This window comes from Streptomyces sp. TG1A-8 (assembly GCF_030499535.1).
Taxonomy (GTDB): Bacteria; Actinomycetota; Actinomycetes; order Streptomycetales; family Streptomycetaceae; genus Streptomyces.
In genome coordinates, this window is record NZ_JASTLB010000001.1 from 6,264,748 (window position 1) to 6,279,284 (window position 14,537).

The following is a 14,537-nucleotide window of genomic DNA, read 5'->3' on the forward strand; positions in this document are numbered from 1 at the left end:
CCCCGGTCCGCTACGCCGGCACCCGCACGGGGTCCCCGACGCGGATGGTCCCCGGCGAGAGCGGCACCAGGTTCTGGCCGAACAGCAGCCGCCCGCCCACCGCGCGGTGCCGCGCCAGCGTGCGCAGCGGTTCGCGGCCGCGCACGGCGGTGTCCTGGTCGGTCGTGGTCACGACGCACCGCCCGGACGCCTTGGCGACGCGGAAGACGACCTCGCCTATGGCGAGCCGCGTCCAGTGGTCCTCGGCCCACGGCTCGGTGCCCGCGACGACCACGTTCGGCCGGAAACGGTTCATGGGCAGCGGGCCCTCGGCGGCGTGATCGCCGCGGGAGACGAGGGCGTTCAGGGCATCCAGGGACGCGGCCGTGGTGAGCAGCAGGGGATAGCCGTCGGCGAAGCTCACCGTCTCGCCCGGCAGCGCGTACGCGGGGTCGACCGGACGGCGGGTGGCCGGATCGTGCAGGTGGACCAGGTGGACGCCGGTCCCGAGGTACGCGCTGCACCACTCGTGGGCGGCCGCCGCGGCCGGGACCGCCTCCACCTTCGTGCCGAAGATCTCCACCGGTACCGTCGCCGTGACCTCCGGGACCGGCACCGCCAGCGGCTCGCGGCCCGGCGCGGACAGACGAACGCCGCCGCCGGGCAGAGCCTCGGCGGCGGCCAGCGCGAGGCGCGGCTGCTCGCGTTGTGTGACGACCTTTCCCCCGTTGCCGATTAGCGTCCAGCGGCGGTCTCCGGCCAGGCCCCAGGGCTCCACCACGGCCTCCCGGGGCGCGAGGCCCCGGAACGCCTTGACCGGATGGACGTGGATCGACTGCAGCACTGCGTTCCCCATGTCGTCATCCTGCCAGCCGGTGCCGGCAGCGGGACACGCGGCTCAGTAACCGCGGTACTGCTGGTTGTTGTACGGGTCCTGGTAGGGGGCCTGCGGGGGCCGCGGCGCGGCGGGACGCATGGCCTCGTAGCCCGTGCCCGTCGCCATCTGGCGCGGCTGCGGGGCCTGGGGGCCGGGGTAGCCGCGCGGGGCGCTCGCCTGCTGCGGAATGTACGCCGCGGGCGCCTGCTGCAGCGGGGCGGACTGCTGGCTCTGCGGGTAGCCGTAGGCGGGGGCCTGGTGGGGCGGGGCCGCCGGGAGGGCGGGCAGTGCCGACGGCAGGGCGGGCAGGCTGCTGCCCGTGTCGTAGGCGGCGGGGACCCGGATCGGAGCGATCTGCGGGGTGCCCCGCTCGGCCACGAGGGAGTCGTAGATCGGAGTGTCCGGGAAGGAGGCGGAGTAGTAGCCGCCGCCATAAGTGGAGCGGGGGGAGGTCATGGCACATAAGTTAAGCCCACGATGTGCTGGTTGGGGAGACCGATAAGAGGGTTGTTTTCCGTGTCGGCGGTGCCTTGGGACCCCTAACCCGAGCGAACTTGACAAAAAAGGACATCGATCGACGTTTGGATCGTGCAAAGGCCTAGTTCCTACGGGGTTACCGGTGGTTGACCGGCGATCTTCCTGTGCCGCTGCGGAGGGTTCGCCGTGTCCGGCAATAGGTTGAGCGGGTAACGATGACGCGAGGCGGCCGGGGGCACCCGGGACGCGGAGGCGAAGGGGCTTACATGTCCATGCAGAAGGGATCGAACACGCCGGTGCCGGCCACGGCCCTGCGCGTCGGGCTGGGCTGGAGCTCCGGCCCCGGGGTGCCCGACGCGGACGCCTCGGCCCTGCTGCTCGCGGACGGAAAGGTCCGCTCCGACGAGGACTTCGTCTTCTACAACCAGCCCGCGCACCCCTCGGGCGCGGTCCGCCACGAGGGCAAGCGCACCGTGGACGGACGCGTCACCGACACCCTCGTGGTGGACCTCGCGCGCGTGGAGGGCGGCATCGAGCGCGTCGTCCTCGCGGCCTCCGCCGACGGCGGCACGTTCGGGCAGGTGCCGGACCTCTCCATCGAGGTCACCGACGCCGCCACCGGTGAGGTGGCCGCCCGCTTCGACAGTCCCGGCGCGAGCGTGGAGACGGCCTTCGTGCTCGGCGAGTTCTACCGCCGGCAGGGCGGCTGGAAGTTCCGCGCCGTCGGCCAGGGCTACGGCAGCGGACTCCAGGGCCTGGCCACGGACTTCGGCATCAGCGTCGACGAACCGCAGCACGCCGCCCCGCCGGCCGCCCCCGCCGCCCCGCCCCGGCCCCCCGCCGCACCCCCCGTCCCGCCGCCCGTGACGATGCCGCCCCCGGCCGCGGCCCCGCCCGGCACGACGGCATCCCCGACCGCCGCGACACCCCCGCCCGCGCCCGCGGGAACGCCCGCCGCACCCCCGCCCCCGCCCGCCGCGTCCCCGGTCCGCCTCTCCAAGGTCACCCTCACCAAGGCGGCCCCCTCCGTCTCGCTGGCCAAACAGGGCGGCACCTCCGGGGCCATGCGGGTCAACCTCAACTGGCAGACCCGCAAGCGGTTCCCGGGCTGGGCCGGCCGGTGGGGCTCCGGACCGGGGGGCGTCGACCTCGACCTGTGCGCGCTGTACGAACTCACCGACGGCCGCAAGGGCGTCGTCCAGGCACTCGGCAACGCCTTCGGTTCGCTGGACCGGCCGCCGTACATCCACCTCGACGGCGACGACCGCACCGGTGCCGTGGCCCAAGGCGAGAACCTCACCATCAACCTCGACCACACGCGGGACTTCCGGCGCATCCTGGTCTTCGTCACCCTCTACGAGGGCGCCACGTCCTTCGCCGACCTGCACGCCACGGTCACCCTCCAGCCCCAGCACGGCGCCCCCATCGACTTCTCGCTGGACGAGTGCACGGTCCCCTCCCCGGTGTGCGCGCTCGCCCTGATCACCAACACCGGCGGCGACCTCCTCGTCCGGCGCGAGGCCCGCTACCTGGTGCCGGAACGCGGCACGAGCCCGCAGCGGACCGTGGACCGCGCCTACGGATGGGGCATGGACTGGACACCCGGCCGCAAGTAGCCCGCCGGGCGCTCAGCCCTCGTCGGGCACCGTCCCGGGACGCGCGTACGTGCGGCCCTTCCAGGCCGCGCCGCGCCCCCGGTAGTGCTGCACGGCGGAATCGACCGTCATCAGCAGGTAGAGGAACGCGGTGAACGGCAGCAGGGGCGCGAGCCACCGCGGCTGCCGGTAGTAGCGGAGCATCGGCAGGTACGTCGCCGCCATCACCGCCCACGCCGCGCCGCCGGCGGCCGCCGCCGCCCCGTCGCCCGCGAGCGCGCCCGCGGCCACCGCCACCGGCGGCACCAGGTACACCAGCGCCAGCCCGGCGACCGTGCCGAGGAGCAGCAGCGGATTGTGGCGCAGCTGGGCGTAGGCGCTGCGGGAGACCATCCGCCACAGGTCGTGCAGCCGTGGATACGGGCGGACGCTGTCCACCCGGTCCGCCAGCCCCAGCCACACGTGGCCGCCGGCGGCCTTCACCGCGCGCGCGAGGGCGACGTCGTCGATGACCGCGTGCCGGATGGCGTCCGGGATGCGCGCCCGCCGCGCCGTGTCCGCGCGCAGCAGCACGCAGCCGCCCGCCGCGGCGGCCGTCCGCGCCCCCCTGCGGCCGATCCACCGGAAGGGGTACAGCTGGGCGAAGAAGTAGACGAACGCCGGGACCACGAGCCGCTCCCACGGGCTGTCCGCCCGCAGCCGCGCCATCTGCGACACGACGTCGTAACCGCCCGCGCGGGCCGCCGCCACCAGGGAGCGCAGGCTGTCCGGCGCGTGCGCGATGTCCGCGTCCGTCAGCAGCAGGTACTCGGGGCCGCGCGCGCCTGCCAGGCCGATGCCGTGCCGCACCGCCCACAGCTTGCCCGTCCAGCCCGCGGGCGGCTCGCCGGGCGAGTCCACCGTGAGCGGCAGCCCGCCGTGGCGCCCGGCCAGCTCGCGGGCCAGCTCCCCGGTGCCGTCCGCACTGCCGTCGTCCACGAGGAAGACCTCCGCCCGCCCCGGATAGTCCTGCGCGAGCAGCGACGGCAGGCTCGCGGGCAGCACCGCGGCCTCGTCCCGGGCCGGGACGACCACACAGACCGACGGCCACTCACCGGGCTCCGCACGCTGCGGCAGGCGCACGTCCGCGCGCCAGAAGAAGCCCCGGCACAGCAGCAGCCAGCACCAGGCGGCGAGGGAGACGGCGGTGGTCCACACGAGGGCGCTCACGGGCTGCAGTCTGCCCCACCGGGCCGGGGCGCGAGGGCCCATCGTCTATCGTGACCGGGTGAAGATCGCGCTCATGGACTCCGGAATCGGCCTCCTGCCCGCAGCCGCCGCGGTACGCCGGCTGCGTCCCGACGCGGATCTCGTGCTCTCGTGGGACCCGGACGGCATGCCCTGGGGACCGCGCACGCCCGAGGACATCACCCGGCGGGCCGTCGCCGTGGCCGAGGCCGCCGCCGCGCACGGCCCCGACGTCCTGATCGTCGCCTGCAACACCGCCTCCGTGCACGCCCTGACGGTGATGCGGGCCCGCTTCGAGCCGGACCTGCCGCTCATCGGCACCGTGCCGGCGATCAAGCCGGCGGCGGCGGGCGGCGGACCCGTGGCGATCTGGGCGACCCCCGCCACCACGGGCAGCGCCTACCAGCGCGACCTGATACGCCGGTTCGCACAGGACGTGGCCGTCACCGAGGTGCCCTGCCCGGGGCTCGCGGACGCGGTCCACCACGCGGACGACGCCGCCATCGACGCCGCCGTCGCGGCCGCCGCCGCCCGCACCCCCGCCGACGTGACCACCCTCGTCCTCGGCTGCACCAACTACGAACTGGTCGCCGAGCGCATCCGGGCGGCCGTCCAGCGACCGGACCGCCCGCCGCTCGTCCTGCACGGCTCCGCGGACGCGGTGGCCGCCCAGGCGCTGCGCCGGATCGGCGCGGAACCGGCACCGCGGGCCGGCGCCGACGCCACCCTCACCGTGCTGCTCAGCGGGCGCGGGTCGGTGCTCCCGCCCACCGCCCTGGCCTACGACGAGGGACGTTTCCTCCAGGCGGTCAGCCCGGTCCACTGACGCAGGGACCCGGGCCCGGCGGGCTCCCCGGAGGGTGCCGCCACCCGGACCAGCCGCGCCCCGCGACCGGTACCCGCGCAGCCGATCGTGAGTAACCTCGTAAGCATGAGGGAGCATCCCCGCACCGAGGACACCCCGCACCCCGACGTCTGGACCGGGCGGGCCACCAACCGGGTGCAGTGGCTGCTGGCGCTGGCCGGCGCGGCCTGCGTGGCGCTCGGTGTCCAACTGGCGGTGGACTCGGCCTGGACGTCCGGCGTCACCCCCCTGGCGATGTCCGTCGTGGGCTGCATCGCCGCCGGCCTGCTGGTCCTCTTCGGCACGCTGGCGTTCGTGCACGTCGACCTCACGCTCGACAAGGAGTGCCTGGAGGTGCGCTGCGGCCACATCGGAGTGCCGCGCCGCCGCATCCCGCTCTCCGAGGTCGTCGGCGCCGACTTCACCCCGCTCGTCACGCCGCGCCACTGGGGCGGCTGGGGCTACCGCTGGCGCCCCGAGAAGGGCACGGCCGTCGTGGTCCGCCGCGGCGAGGGCATCGTGCTGAGACTGGGGGACGGCCACACGTTCACGATCACCGTGGACAACGCCGAGTCGGCCGTCCGGGTCATCAGGGCCCGGCTGCGGACGACCGGACCCGGCACCACCCGCTGACACCACCGCGCGCCCCGCGCACCGGGAGAACCGGCCGCAACCGCTGAGGACCGGGCCCACCGGAGGCGCCGGCGCCCGCTCGCGGACGAGCCGCCCGCGGACGCCGTGACCCCGGTACGGCGGCACCCGGGCGGGCGCGGCCCGACCGGCGTCGCTGTCGGGCCCCAGGTCACCCGCCGTAGACTCCCCGGGTGACCGTCACCGCAACCTCCGTGGACCCCTCCGGCCGGGTCGGACCGTCCACCGCGCCGACCGCGCGGGGCAGCCGGCTGCTCCGGTGGGTCCCGGCCGCCGCCTCCGCGCTCTGCGGAGTGCTGCTCTACGTCAGCTTCCCGCCGCGCACCCTGTGGTGGCTGGCCCTGCCCGCCTTCGCCGGCTTCGCCTGGGTGCTGCACGGCCGGGGCTGGAAGGCCGCCCTCGGCCTCGGCTACCTCTTCGGACTCGGTTTCCTGCTGCCGCTGCTGGTGTGGACCGGCGTGGAGGTCGGTTCCGGGCCCTGGCTCGCGCTGGTCGCCGTCGAGGCGGTCTTCGTCGCCCTGGTCGGCGCGGGCATCGCCGCCGTCTCCCGGCTGCCGGCCTGGCCGCTGTGGGCGGCGGCCGTCTGGATCGCCGGAGAGGCGCTGCGGGCACGTGTGCCCTTCCGGGGCTTCCCCTGGGGCAAGGTCGCCTTCGGGCAGGCCGACGGCGTCTTCCTGCCGCTCGCCGCGGTGGGCGGCACCCCGGTGCTCGGCTTCGGGGTCGTCCTGTGCGGCTTCGGCCTGTACGAGGCCGGCCGCCTGGTCGCCGGGCGGCGCGGTGCGCGGGCCGTCCGGCGGTCGGCCGCGACCGCCGCGGTGCTCAGCGTCGCCGTCCCCGTCGTGGGCGCGGTCGCGGCCCGGGCGCTGGTGAGCGACCGGGCCGAGGACGGCACCGCGACCGTCGCGGTGATCCAGGGCAACGTGCCGCGCTCCGGATTGGAGTTCAACGCCCAGCGCCGGGCCGTACTGGACTACCACGCGCGCGAGACGCTCAAGCTCGCCGCCGACGTCAGGGCCGGCAGGACCGCCAGGCCCGACTACGTGCTGTGGCCCGAGAACTCCTCGGACATCGACCCCTTCGCCAACCCCGACGCCGCCACCGTGATCGACGACACGGCCAAGGCGATCGGCGTGCCCATCTCCGTCGGCGCGGTCGTCGAGAAGGACGGCAGGCTGCTCAACGAGCAGATCCTGTGGGACCCGGTCAAGGGCCCGACCCAGACCTACGACAAGCGGCAGATCCAGCCGTTCGGGGAGTACCTCCCGCTGCGCTCCCTGATCGGCGCGATCAACGACGAATGGACCGGCATGGTCCGCCAGGACTTCAGCCGGGGCGGCAGGCCGGGCGTCTTCGACATCCACGGCACCGAGGTCGGCCTGGCCACCTGCTACGAGGCCGCCTTCGACTGGGCGGTGCGGGACACCGTCACGCACGGCGCCGAGATGATCTCCGTGCCGAGCAACAACGCCACGTTCGACCGCAGCGAGATGACCTACCAGCAGCTCGCCATGTCCCGCGTCCGTGCCGTCGAGCACAGCCGCACCGTGACCGTACCCGTCACCAGCGGCGTCAGCGCGGTCATCATGCCGGACGGGGAGGTCACCCGGAAGACCGGCATGTTCGTGCCCGCCTACCTCGTCCAGAAGGTGCCGCTGCGCACCTCCGAGACGCCCGCGACCCGGCTGGGCATCCTGCCCGAGATGGCCCTGGTGCTGGTCGCCGCGGGCGGGCTGGGCTGGGCGGTCGGGTCCGGGACGCGGGCCCGGCGCGCCGGTGGCGCGTAGCCGTACGACCGCCGTACGCCCCTGAACAGCGGTGGAGGCCGCGCACCGGCCCGTTAGGGTCGGCCCATGGCTACTCCCGATTTCATCCGCGCGCTCAGGGTCTCCGCCGGCCACCAGCTGCTGTGGCTCCCCGGGGTCACCGCGATCGTCTTCGACGACGGGGGCCGGGTGCTCCTCGGCCGGCGCTCCGACACCGGCAGGTGGTCGGCGATCGGTGGCATCCCGGACCCGGGCGAGCAGCCCGCGGCCTGCGCCGTGCGGGAGGTCTTCGAGGAGACGGCGGTGCGCTGCGTTCCCGAGCGGGTGGTCCTCGTCCAGGCCCTGGCCCCGGTCACCTACGCCAACGAGGACGTCTGCCAGTACATGGACATCACCTTCCGCTGCAGGGCCGTGGGCGGCGAGGCACGGGTCAACGACGACGAGTCGCTCGAGGTCGGCTGGTTCGCGGTGGACGCCCTGCCTGATCTGCACGAGTTCGCGCGGTTCCGGATCAAGCAGGCCCTCGCCGAAGCACCCACATGGTTCGAGCCCACGGCCATTGGCTGAACTATGGGTGGTCACCACATGTGATGAGGGGTGGGTTCTGCTTAGGGTCGACGCATGACCACGTCCAGTCCGCTGCCCGGCTCCCCGCCTCCGGTCCCGCCCCTCTCCCTCGACCTCGGCGGTCGCACCGCCCTCGTCACCGGTGCCGCCAGTGGCATCGGCCGCGCCTGCGCGCTGCGGCTCGCGGCCGCCGGGGCGGAGGTCAGAGCGGTCGACCGGGACGCGGCGGGCCTCGCCGAGCTGGTGGAACTCGCCCGGCGGGGAGGGGACCTCGCGGGCACGGTCGTCCCGCTCGCCCTCGACCTCACGGACCTCGACGCCGCCGAGCGCGCCGCCGCCGGCACCGACGTCCTGGTCAACAACGCCGGACTGCAGCTGGTGCGCCCGCTGGAGGAGTTTCCGCCCGAGGTCTTCCACACCGTGCTGACCGTGATGCTGGAGGCACCGTTCCGGCTCATCCGCGGTGCCCTGCCGCACATGTATGCGCAGGGGTGGGGCCGGATCGTCAATGTGTCCTCCGTGCATGGGCTGCGCGCTTCCGCCTTCAAGTCGGCGTACGTGTCCGCCAAACACGGTCTGGAGGGGCTCTCCAAAACGGCTGCCCTGGAGGGCGCCCCCCACGGCGTCACCTCCAATTGTGTGAACCCGGCCTATGTGCGTACGCCACTGGTCGAGAAGCAGATCGCGGACCAGGCGCAGGCGCACGGCATCGCCGAGGAGCGCGTCCTGTCCGAGATCCTGCTCAAGGACAGCGCCGTCCAGCGGCTCATCGAACCGGAGGAGGTCGCCGGGGCCGTGGCCTACCTGTGCGGCCCGCAGGCGTCCTTCGTCACGGGCACCTCGCTGGTGCTCGACGGCGGGTGGACCGCCCACTGAGCCGGCCGGTCCCGCCGGGCCCGGGAGTTTTCTACAGGCCTGACGGGCCGGGCGGCCGATGCGGAATCCTGTGACCATGTCCCGCGATAACGCCCAGTCACCCGGGCGCCCCGTCACCGGGGGCGCCACGCAGGCCGTCACGGAGGCCGCCCCCGCGGTCCGCGACGGCGGTGCGGAGGCCCCGTACCTCGCCCTGCTGGCCCGCGACGCCTCCGCGGAGGCGTACGAGCAGCCGGTGCTGCTGGCCCGCGCCGAGGGCCGGCCGGCCGACCGGATCGCCGCGCTGGAGCGCGCCAAGCTCCTCGCGCTGCGCGTCCGCTCGGAACTGGAGGGGCGGCGGCGCCGCGAGGCGGAGCTGTCCGCGCTCTTCGAGACCGCCCACGACCTGGCCGGCCTCAGGGACCTGGACGCCGTCCTGCAGGCGATCGTGCAGCGCGCCCGTTCCCTGCTCGGCACGGACGTCGCCTACCTCAGCCTGAACGACCCGGCGCACGGCGACACCTACATGCGCGTGACGGAGGGCTCCGTCTCCGCCCGCTTCCAGCAATTGCGCCTCGGCATGGGGGAGGGGCTCGGCGGACTGGTCGCCCAGACCTCGCGGCCCTACGTCACCGACGACTACTTCGCGGACGACCGCTTCCAGCACACCCCGAACATCGACGGGGGCGTCCGCGACGAGGGCCTGGTCGCCATCCTCGGCGTGCCGCTGACGCTCGGCCCGCACGTCATCGGGGTCCTCTACGCGGCGGACCGGCGCGCCCGCGTCTTCGAACGCGGGCAGATCGCCCTGCTCGGCTCCTTCGCCGCGCTCGCCGCGGCCGCCATCGACACCGCCAACCTGCTCACCGAGACCCGCTCGGCCCTGGCCGGGCTGGAGCGCGCCAACGAGATCATCCGGGACCGCAGCGCCGTCATCGAACGCGCCTCCGACGTGCACGACCGGCTCGCCGAACTCGTCCTGCGCGGCGGTGGCGTGCACGACGTGGCCGCGGCCGTCTCCGAGGTGCTCGGCGGCACCGTCGTGTTCGCCGGGACCGGCGCGGCACCGGCGGAGGCGCTGGGGGCGTCCCGCGCCGACGGGCACGCCGTACGGCACGGGGACGACTGGACCGCCGCGGTGACCGCGGGCGGTGAACTGCTCGGGGCGCTGGTGCTGCGCGGGCACCCGGACCTGGACCCGGTGGACCAGCGCACCCTGGAGCGCGCGGCGATGGTCACCTCGCTGCTCCTGCTCGCCCGCCGGTCCGCCGCCGAGGCGGAACAGCGCGTCCGTGGCGAGCTGCTGGACGACCTGCTGGACGTCCGCGACCGCGATCCGCGCCCGCTGCGCGAACGCGCCGCCCGTCTCCACGCCGACCTGGACGCCACGCACGTCGTCCTGGCGGCCCGCCTCGACGGGGCGGTGGCCGACGCCGAGGAGGAGGCCGCCGCCCGCCGCCGCCTGTGGTCCGCCGCCTCCCACCTCGCCGCCACCGGGCACGGCCTGGCCGCCGCCCGCGACGGCGGCACGGTCCTGCTGCTGCCCCTCGGCACCGGCGACACCGCCACGGACCTGGCCCGCCGCACCGCGCGCCACCTGGGAACGGCCGTCCACCAGCCGGTCACCGTCGGCGCCTCGTCCCCCGTCACCGGCATCGCCGCCGACCCCGGCACCGTGGCCGCCGCCTACGCGGAGGGCCGCCGCTGCCTGGAGGCCCTGCACCTGCTCGGTCGCCGCGGAGACGGCGCGGCGGCCGAGGACTTCGGCTTCCTCGGGCTGCTGCTCGCGGGCGAACGCGACGTCGGCGGCTTCGTCGACCGCACCATCGGCCCGGTCCTGGCGTACGACGAACGGCGCGGTACGGAACTGCTGCGCACCCTGGAGGCGTACTTCGCCGGCGGAATGAGTCCGGCCCGCACCAAGGACGCCCTGCACGTGCACGTGAACACCGTGGCCCAGCGGCTGGAGCGCGTGGGCCGGCTGCTCGGTGAGGACTGGCAGACCCCGTCCCGCGCCCTGGAGATCCAACTGGCCCTCAAACTGCATCTGCTGACGGCGCCGGGCCGGCCCTGACCCCCGCACCGCGGCACCAGGCGGGTGGGGGCACGGGGGCAGACACGGGTTCTGCGGACGGTTCTCACGTGTTGCCACGTGGTCGATGACGGTAACAGGGTGATGGGTCCCGAATGCTGAGTTCCGTCCCCAAAGCCCTGTTCTTTGATGACTCGTCGATCGTCAGGTTGACCGTGCTCGAGCAGCCGGCAGCCGTCCACGGTGGTCCACTCGATGGTGCCAGTGCCGCTGCCGCCTCCGGGCAGGCAGCCCAGGGTCACGCCGCTCCGCGGGCTGGTGATTCTGAAGTCAGCGCCTGACCCCTGATCGGCCTACCCCCGAAGGCCGGTCCAGCTCGCGGGCGGCGCGGGCTCGAACGATTCCGTCTCGCCGTACGCGGAGCCCGGTCGGCCGGCAGCCAGGCGCACGACGACCACCGACCCGCAGTACACGAGGTGGACATAGCTCGGGCGCCGACGACGGCCGGCCGACAGACTCGGGGCCCGGCGGGCCGAAGAGGGCAGCCCTGGTAGCTACGCTATTGAGTGCCTGTCCGGAACCTTCGGGTCCGGCCCAACAGGTCGCGCAGGCCGCGCGCGGCCAGGGCGTGGACCTGAACCCCTGTGGGCGTCAGGAACGGGCGCGGCCCGAACATGATCGGGGCGTCCACCCAGGTACCCGCGTAATCCTGGGTGTCGATCAGGAACCGGGTGGCGCGTTCGAGAGCAGATTCGGCTGGCACGTCGCCGGCCATCAGCGCGGTGACAGCCAGCCCGGTCGCGGCGGGGCTGGAGTCCACGGCGCCCGGGAGCCCGGGCCAGCCACCGTCGGCGTGCTGCGCTCTCAGCAGCGCCCTCAGTGCGCCGCGGCTTTCGGCGGTATCCCAGCCGACGGCCGGGCCTATCTCGGCGACGGCGTAAGCCTCGGGGATGTACCAGTCGGCGCGCCAGCCGCCATGCGATTTGTATTCGGCGCGCAGCCAGCGTTGCGCTGCATCGGTCATGACCTCGGCGGGGGTCCGGCGATGCGCCAGGATGCCACAGATCATGTGCGCCGCGACGTCTTGGGCGGGCATGTCATCGCTGGACAGCCAGGTTGTCCACCACCCCTCCGGGGTCTGTTGCTGGCGGGCGTAACGCGCGGCCCCAGGCCAGGTCCGCAGCCCGTGCCCGGTCTCGGCCAGCGCCAGCAGTGTGCTTCCCACCGAGTCGTTGTCGGACGCAAAACCCTGGGCGCAGCCCCAACCCCCGTCGCGGTTCTGTGATCGCTCGAGATGACCAAGCGCACCGGCCAGCACAGTGGTGTCGAATGCTTTATGTCCGCGCAGGCAGCGCACCATCAAGGCGGTGTCCCAGATGTCGCTGGTCAGGAAACGCCACGTCCCGTCGGGGTGTTGATCGGCAAGCACCCGGTCGCGGCATCGCGCGGTGGCGGTGCCGTACGGCGCCGCCGAGATCAGTGCGTGGTAGGCGAGGCCAGTGATCATCGGCATGTGGTGGAAGGAGCCGTCAGGCAACTGTGCTCTGTGCAGCGCACTCAAGTCGCTCGGTAGCGGTGCGTCGCCTAGGGCACGGCTGGCTATCAAGACGGCTGCATGCAACACCGTCCGTTGCCACGGTTTGAGTGACTGCCCGTCATCAGAGCCCAGTCCGGCTCGTGCCTTGGCCAGCAGGTTGGCTGGCTCCGAGCCGGCGGCGCCCACGGCCGTCGCGACGGCCTGCAGATAAAGCGCGCGCCGGCCGTGGACACCGGATCCACCGCGGCCGATGAGCTCGGTGGCGTCCGGGGCAGCCGTGTTGAGCGCCGCATCCCGTAGCCACAGATCCGCGGCGTGCACGAGGGGATCGTGGTCTTGCGGGTCCGCGTCGGCGATCCATCGCCGGGCCCGTTCAACGGGTCTACAGGGGCCGAGATCTCGTGCGACCGCGGACGCGACGACAGCGGTCTCCAGGATCCGGGGCTCGGACGGTTGAACCCAGCAGGATCCGTCCTTGGCCTCGCCGATCGCATAAGCGACGGCCCGGTCCAGCGCCCCTGCGGCGGCATCGGTCAGTTTCGTCGAAATCGGTGTTTGGGCGGACGAGAACACGGTCCCCACGATTCGCAGCATCCTCTCTTAAGTGGCCCGAGGTGAGTTTCAGCGCCTCGTCGGGCAGGGCGCCGATGCCCGATTCGAGGCCCGTGGCGATGACCTGACTGCGCATTGAAGATCTGGCCCTTGCCGGTGCTCAAGGAGACAGGGACAGGGCCCGGTCATATCGCCCCCTCCGCACGACTGCACGGCCTGCCGTCGGTGCCCCACCAGCACGCGTGGTGCCCGGCGATGTGCCGCAACTCTGCGGGCAGCTCACCGATCACCGCTCGGTACTCGGGCTCCTGGACTGCGCCAGGAACGCGGCCGCCGAGCGGACCGTCCGAGCTGAGAGCTGTCGCCGGTACGCTCAATGGCATCCAAATCACCTCCACCGGGGCACACTCCGGGAAATAGCGGAAGATTCGATAGCGGTTGTAAGCCTCTGTTCACTTCACGTCATCGCCCTGTACGGGCAGGGAAGAACCCCATCAACCGCCGGGATACGTTGAAAATTGAGGCGTGTTAAACAGCTCACGTGTCGCCGATCCTTTCGGCGTAGAGGTCGCTTCCGGCCAAGTTAATAGTGGGCTTTGCCCGTAGCAGCCTTCCAGACCGAAGAAGCTCCGGATGCGCCTTGATGGAGGTCACTGTTTTAGCAAGGCCAGTCGCCATACTGGCCGGATCCAGTCAGAGCGGACTGGTCCCGGTGGCCTCGGGCACCGCAATCAAGAGATGACTTGGGCGATCACCCGGGTGCTTGGGGCACTGGTGAGGCACGCACGCCGCCCAACGACGTGCTCCGTGAGTTTGGTGACCGAGACGAGATGGACGTCTCGGTAGCGGGCCGCGTCGGTGAATACCGCAGAGCCTGAAAAACGTCCTGTTCCTGCGGTACGACCGATCGTCGGCGTCGCATTGGCTGAGCGGAGCGGCGCCGCGCCGCGGCCTCCGGTGCCCGAGTTGACCGCCGAGACCCTTTCGCGCAGGCTCGGCCGACGGCCCAGTGCCGCCAACCTCGGGCTAACGCCACAGGACAAGGACGCCGACGGTAGAGCCCGGCGCCGGAACGACCGATGGGAGAACGGCTGAAGGGACGAGGACACGCTGGCGGAGCTTTCCCGTCTGTCCAGCCTGCAGCCAGCGGGAGTGAGCGACCGGCACCGTGCACAGGTCCTGCGCCCGGCGCTGGCAGTACCGGCCTGGCCGAAACGCCTACCGTCCAGAACCGGACGTCCACCGCTCAGAGTCATCACGGCGGTGGTAAGCCTAAGCGAATCTTCCACTGGCCCCGCTGCCAGCACCAGTCTCCGCTCGGTCGCTGCCGCCGTCATCCTGAAGAGCACCGTCACCGACCCTCCTTCGCCGATCGCCGTCCGGTACGACCAGTCGCAGCGCCGCACCTCACGATCCCCGGAGTCCGGCCCCTCATCGGCAGCCTCCATGGTCGTTCCAGTACAGCCGAAAGCGCGTGAGGTGTGTATTCCGGCCGTTGTTCCCGCGCACTGTGTGGGCGCTCAGGAACCAGGTCATATGTTCTGGGGATGCATGGCAGCGAAGTCGCCTCGACTCGTGTGC

At 73.1% G+C, this 14,537-nt stretch carries 11 protein-coding genes; 7 read left to right on the forward strand and 4 right to left on the reverse strand.

Annotated features, from left to right (window positions below):
* Positions 1-10: 10 nt before the first annotated feature.
* On the reverse strand, positions 11-835 hold the full coding sequence (locus tag QQY24_RS27670; protein ID WP_301975428.1) for an MOSC domain-containing protein: 825 nt from the start codon (positions 833-835) through the stop codon (positions 11-13).
* 42 nt (positions 836-877) lie between these two features.
* A complete protein-coding gene (locus QQY24_RS27675; protein ID WP_301975429.1) occupies positions 878-1,312 on the reverse strand; it encodes a DUF6643 family protein in 435 nt (144 codons plus the stop codon).
* Positions 1,313-1,605: 293 nt separating this feature from the next.
* Between QQY24_RS27675 and QQY24_RS27680 the strand changes: the two genes are divergently transcribed.
* Positions 1,606-2,949, forward strand: coding sequence for a TerD family protein (locus QQY24_RS27680; protein ID WP_301976372.1), 1,344 nt, complete (start codon positions 1,606-1,608; stop codon positions 2,947-2,949).
* A 12-nt stretch (positions 2,950-2,961) separates the two neighbouring features.
* Here the strand turns inward: QQY24_RS27680 and QQY24_RS27685 are convergent, their stop codons facing one another.
* The gene (locus QQY24_RS27685; protein ID WP_301975430.1) at positions 2,962-4,137 is read right to left on the reverse strand and encodes a glycosyltransferase; all 1,176 of its coding nucleotides are present in this window, start codon (positions 4,135-4,137) and stop codon (positions 2,962-2,964) included.
* A 58-nt stretch (positions 4,138-4,195) separates the two neighbouring features.
* Here QQY24_RS27685 and QQY24_RS27690 point away from each other — a divergent pair, with 58 nt between their 5' ends.
* The 6 genes from QQY24_RS27690 (at position 4,196) to QQY24_RS27715 (ending at position 10,909) form a co-directional block, all read left to right on the forward strand.
* On the forward strand, positions 4,196-4,981 hold the full coding sequence (locus QQY24_RS27690) for a glutamate racemase (RefSeq protein ID WP_301975431.1): 786 nt from the start codon (positions 4,196-4,198) through the stop codon (positions 4,979-4,981).
* Between the two features lie 105 nt (positions 4,982-5,086).
* The gene (locus QQY24_RS27695; protein WP_301975432.1) at positions 5,087-5,632 is read left to right on the forward strand and encodes a hypothetical protein; all 546 of its coding nucleotides are present in this window, start codon (positions 5,087-5,089) and stop codon (positions 5,630-5,632) included.
* Between the two features lie 191 nt (positions 5,633-5,823).
* Positions 5,824-7,434: an apolipoprotein N-acyltransferase gene (lnt, locus tag QQY24_RS27700; protein ID WP_301975433.1), complete on the forward strand. Its 1,611-nt coding sequence runs from the start codon at positions 5,824-5,826 to the stop codon at positions 7,432-7,434.
* Positions 7,435-7,500: 66 nt separating this feature from the next.
* Complete coding sequence (locus tag QQY24_RS27705) at positions 7,501-7,980, forward strand: NUDIX domain-containing protein (RefSeq protein WP_301975434.1); 480 nt, start codon at positions 7,501-7,503, stop codon at positions 7,978-7,980.
* Positions 7,981-8,034: 54 nt separating this feature from the next.
* Positions 8,035-8,856, forward strand: a complete 822-nt coding sequence (locus QQY24_RS27710) for a 3-hydroxybutyrate dehydrogenase (RefSeq protein ID WP_301975435.1) — start codon at positions 8,035-8,037, stop codon at positions 8,854-8,856.
* Positions 8,857-8,932: 76 nt separating this feature from the next.
* On the forward strand, positions 8,933-10,909 hold the full coding sequence (locus tag QQY24_RS27715; protein ID WP_301975436.1) for a GAF domain-containing protein: 1,977 nt from the start codon (positions 8,933-8,935) through the stop codon (positions 10,907-10,909).
* Between the two features lie 517 nt (positions 10,910-11,426).
* Here QQY24_RS27715 and QQY24_RS27720 read toward each other — a convergent pair.
* A complete protein-coding gene (locus QQY24_RS27720; protein WP_301975437.1) occupies positions 11,427-12,986 on the reverse strand; it encodes a prenyltransferase/squalene oxidase repeat-containing protein in 1,560 nt (519 codons plus the stop codon).
* Positions 12,987-14,537: the final 1,551 nt, after the last annotated feature.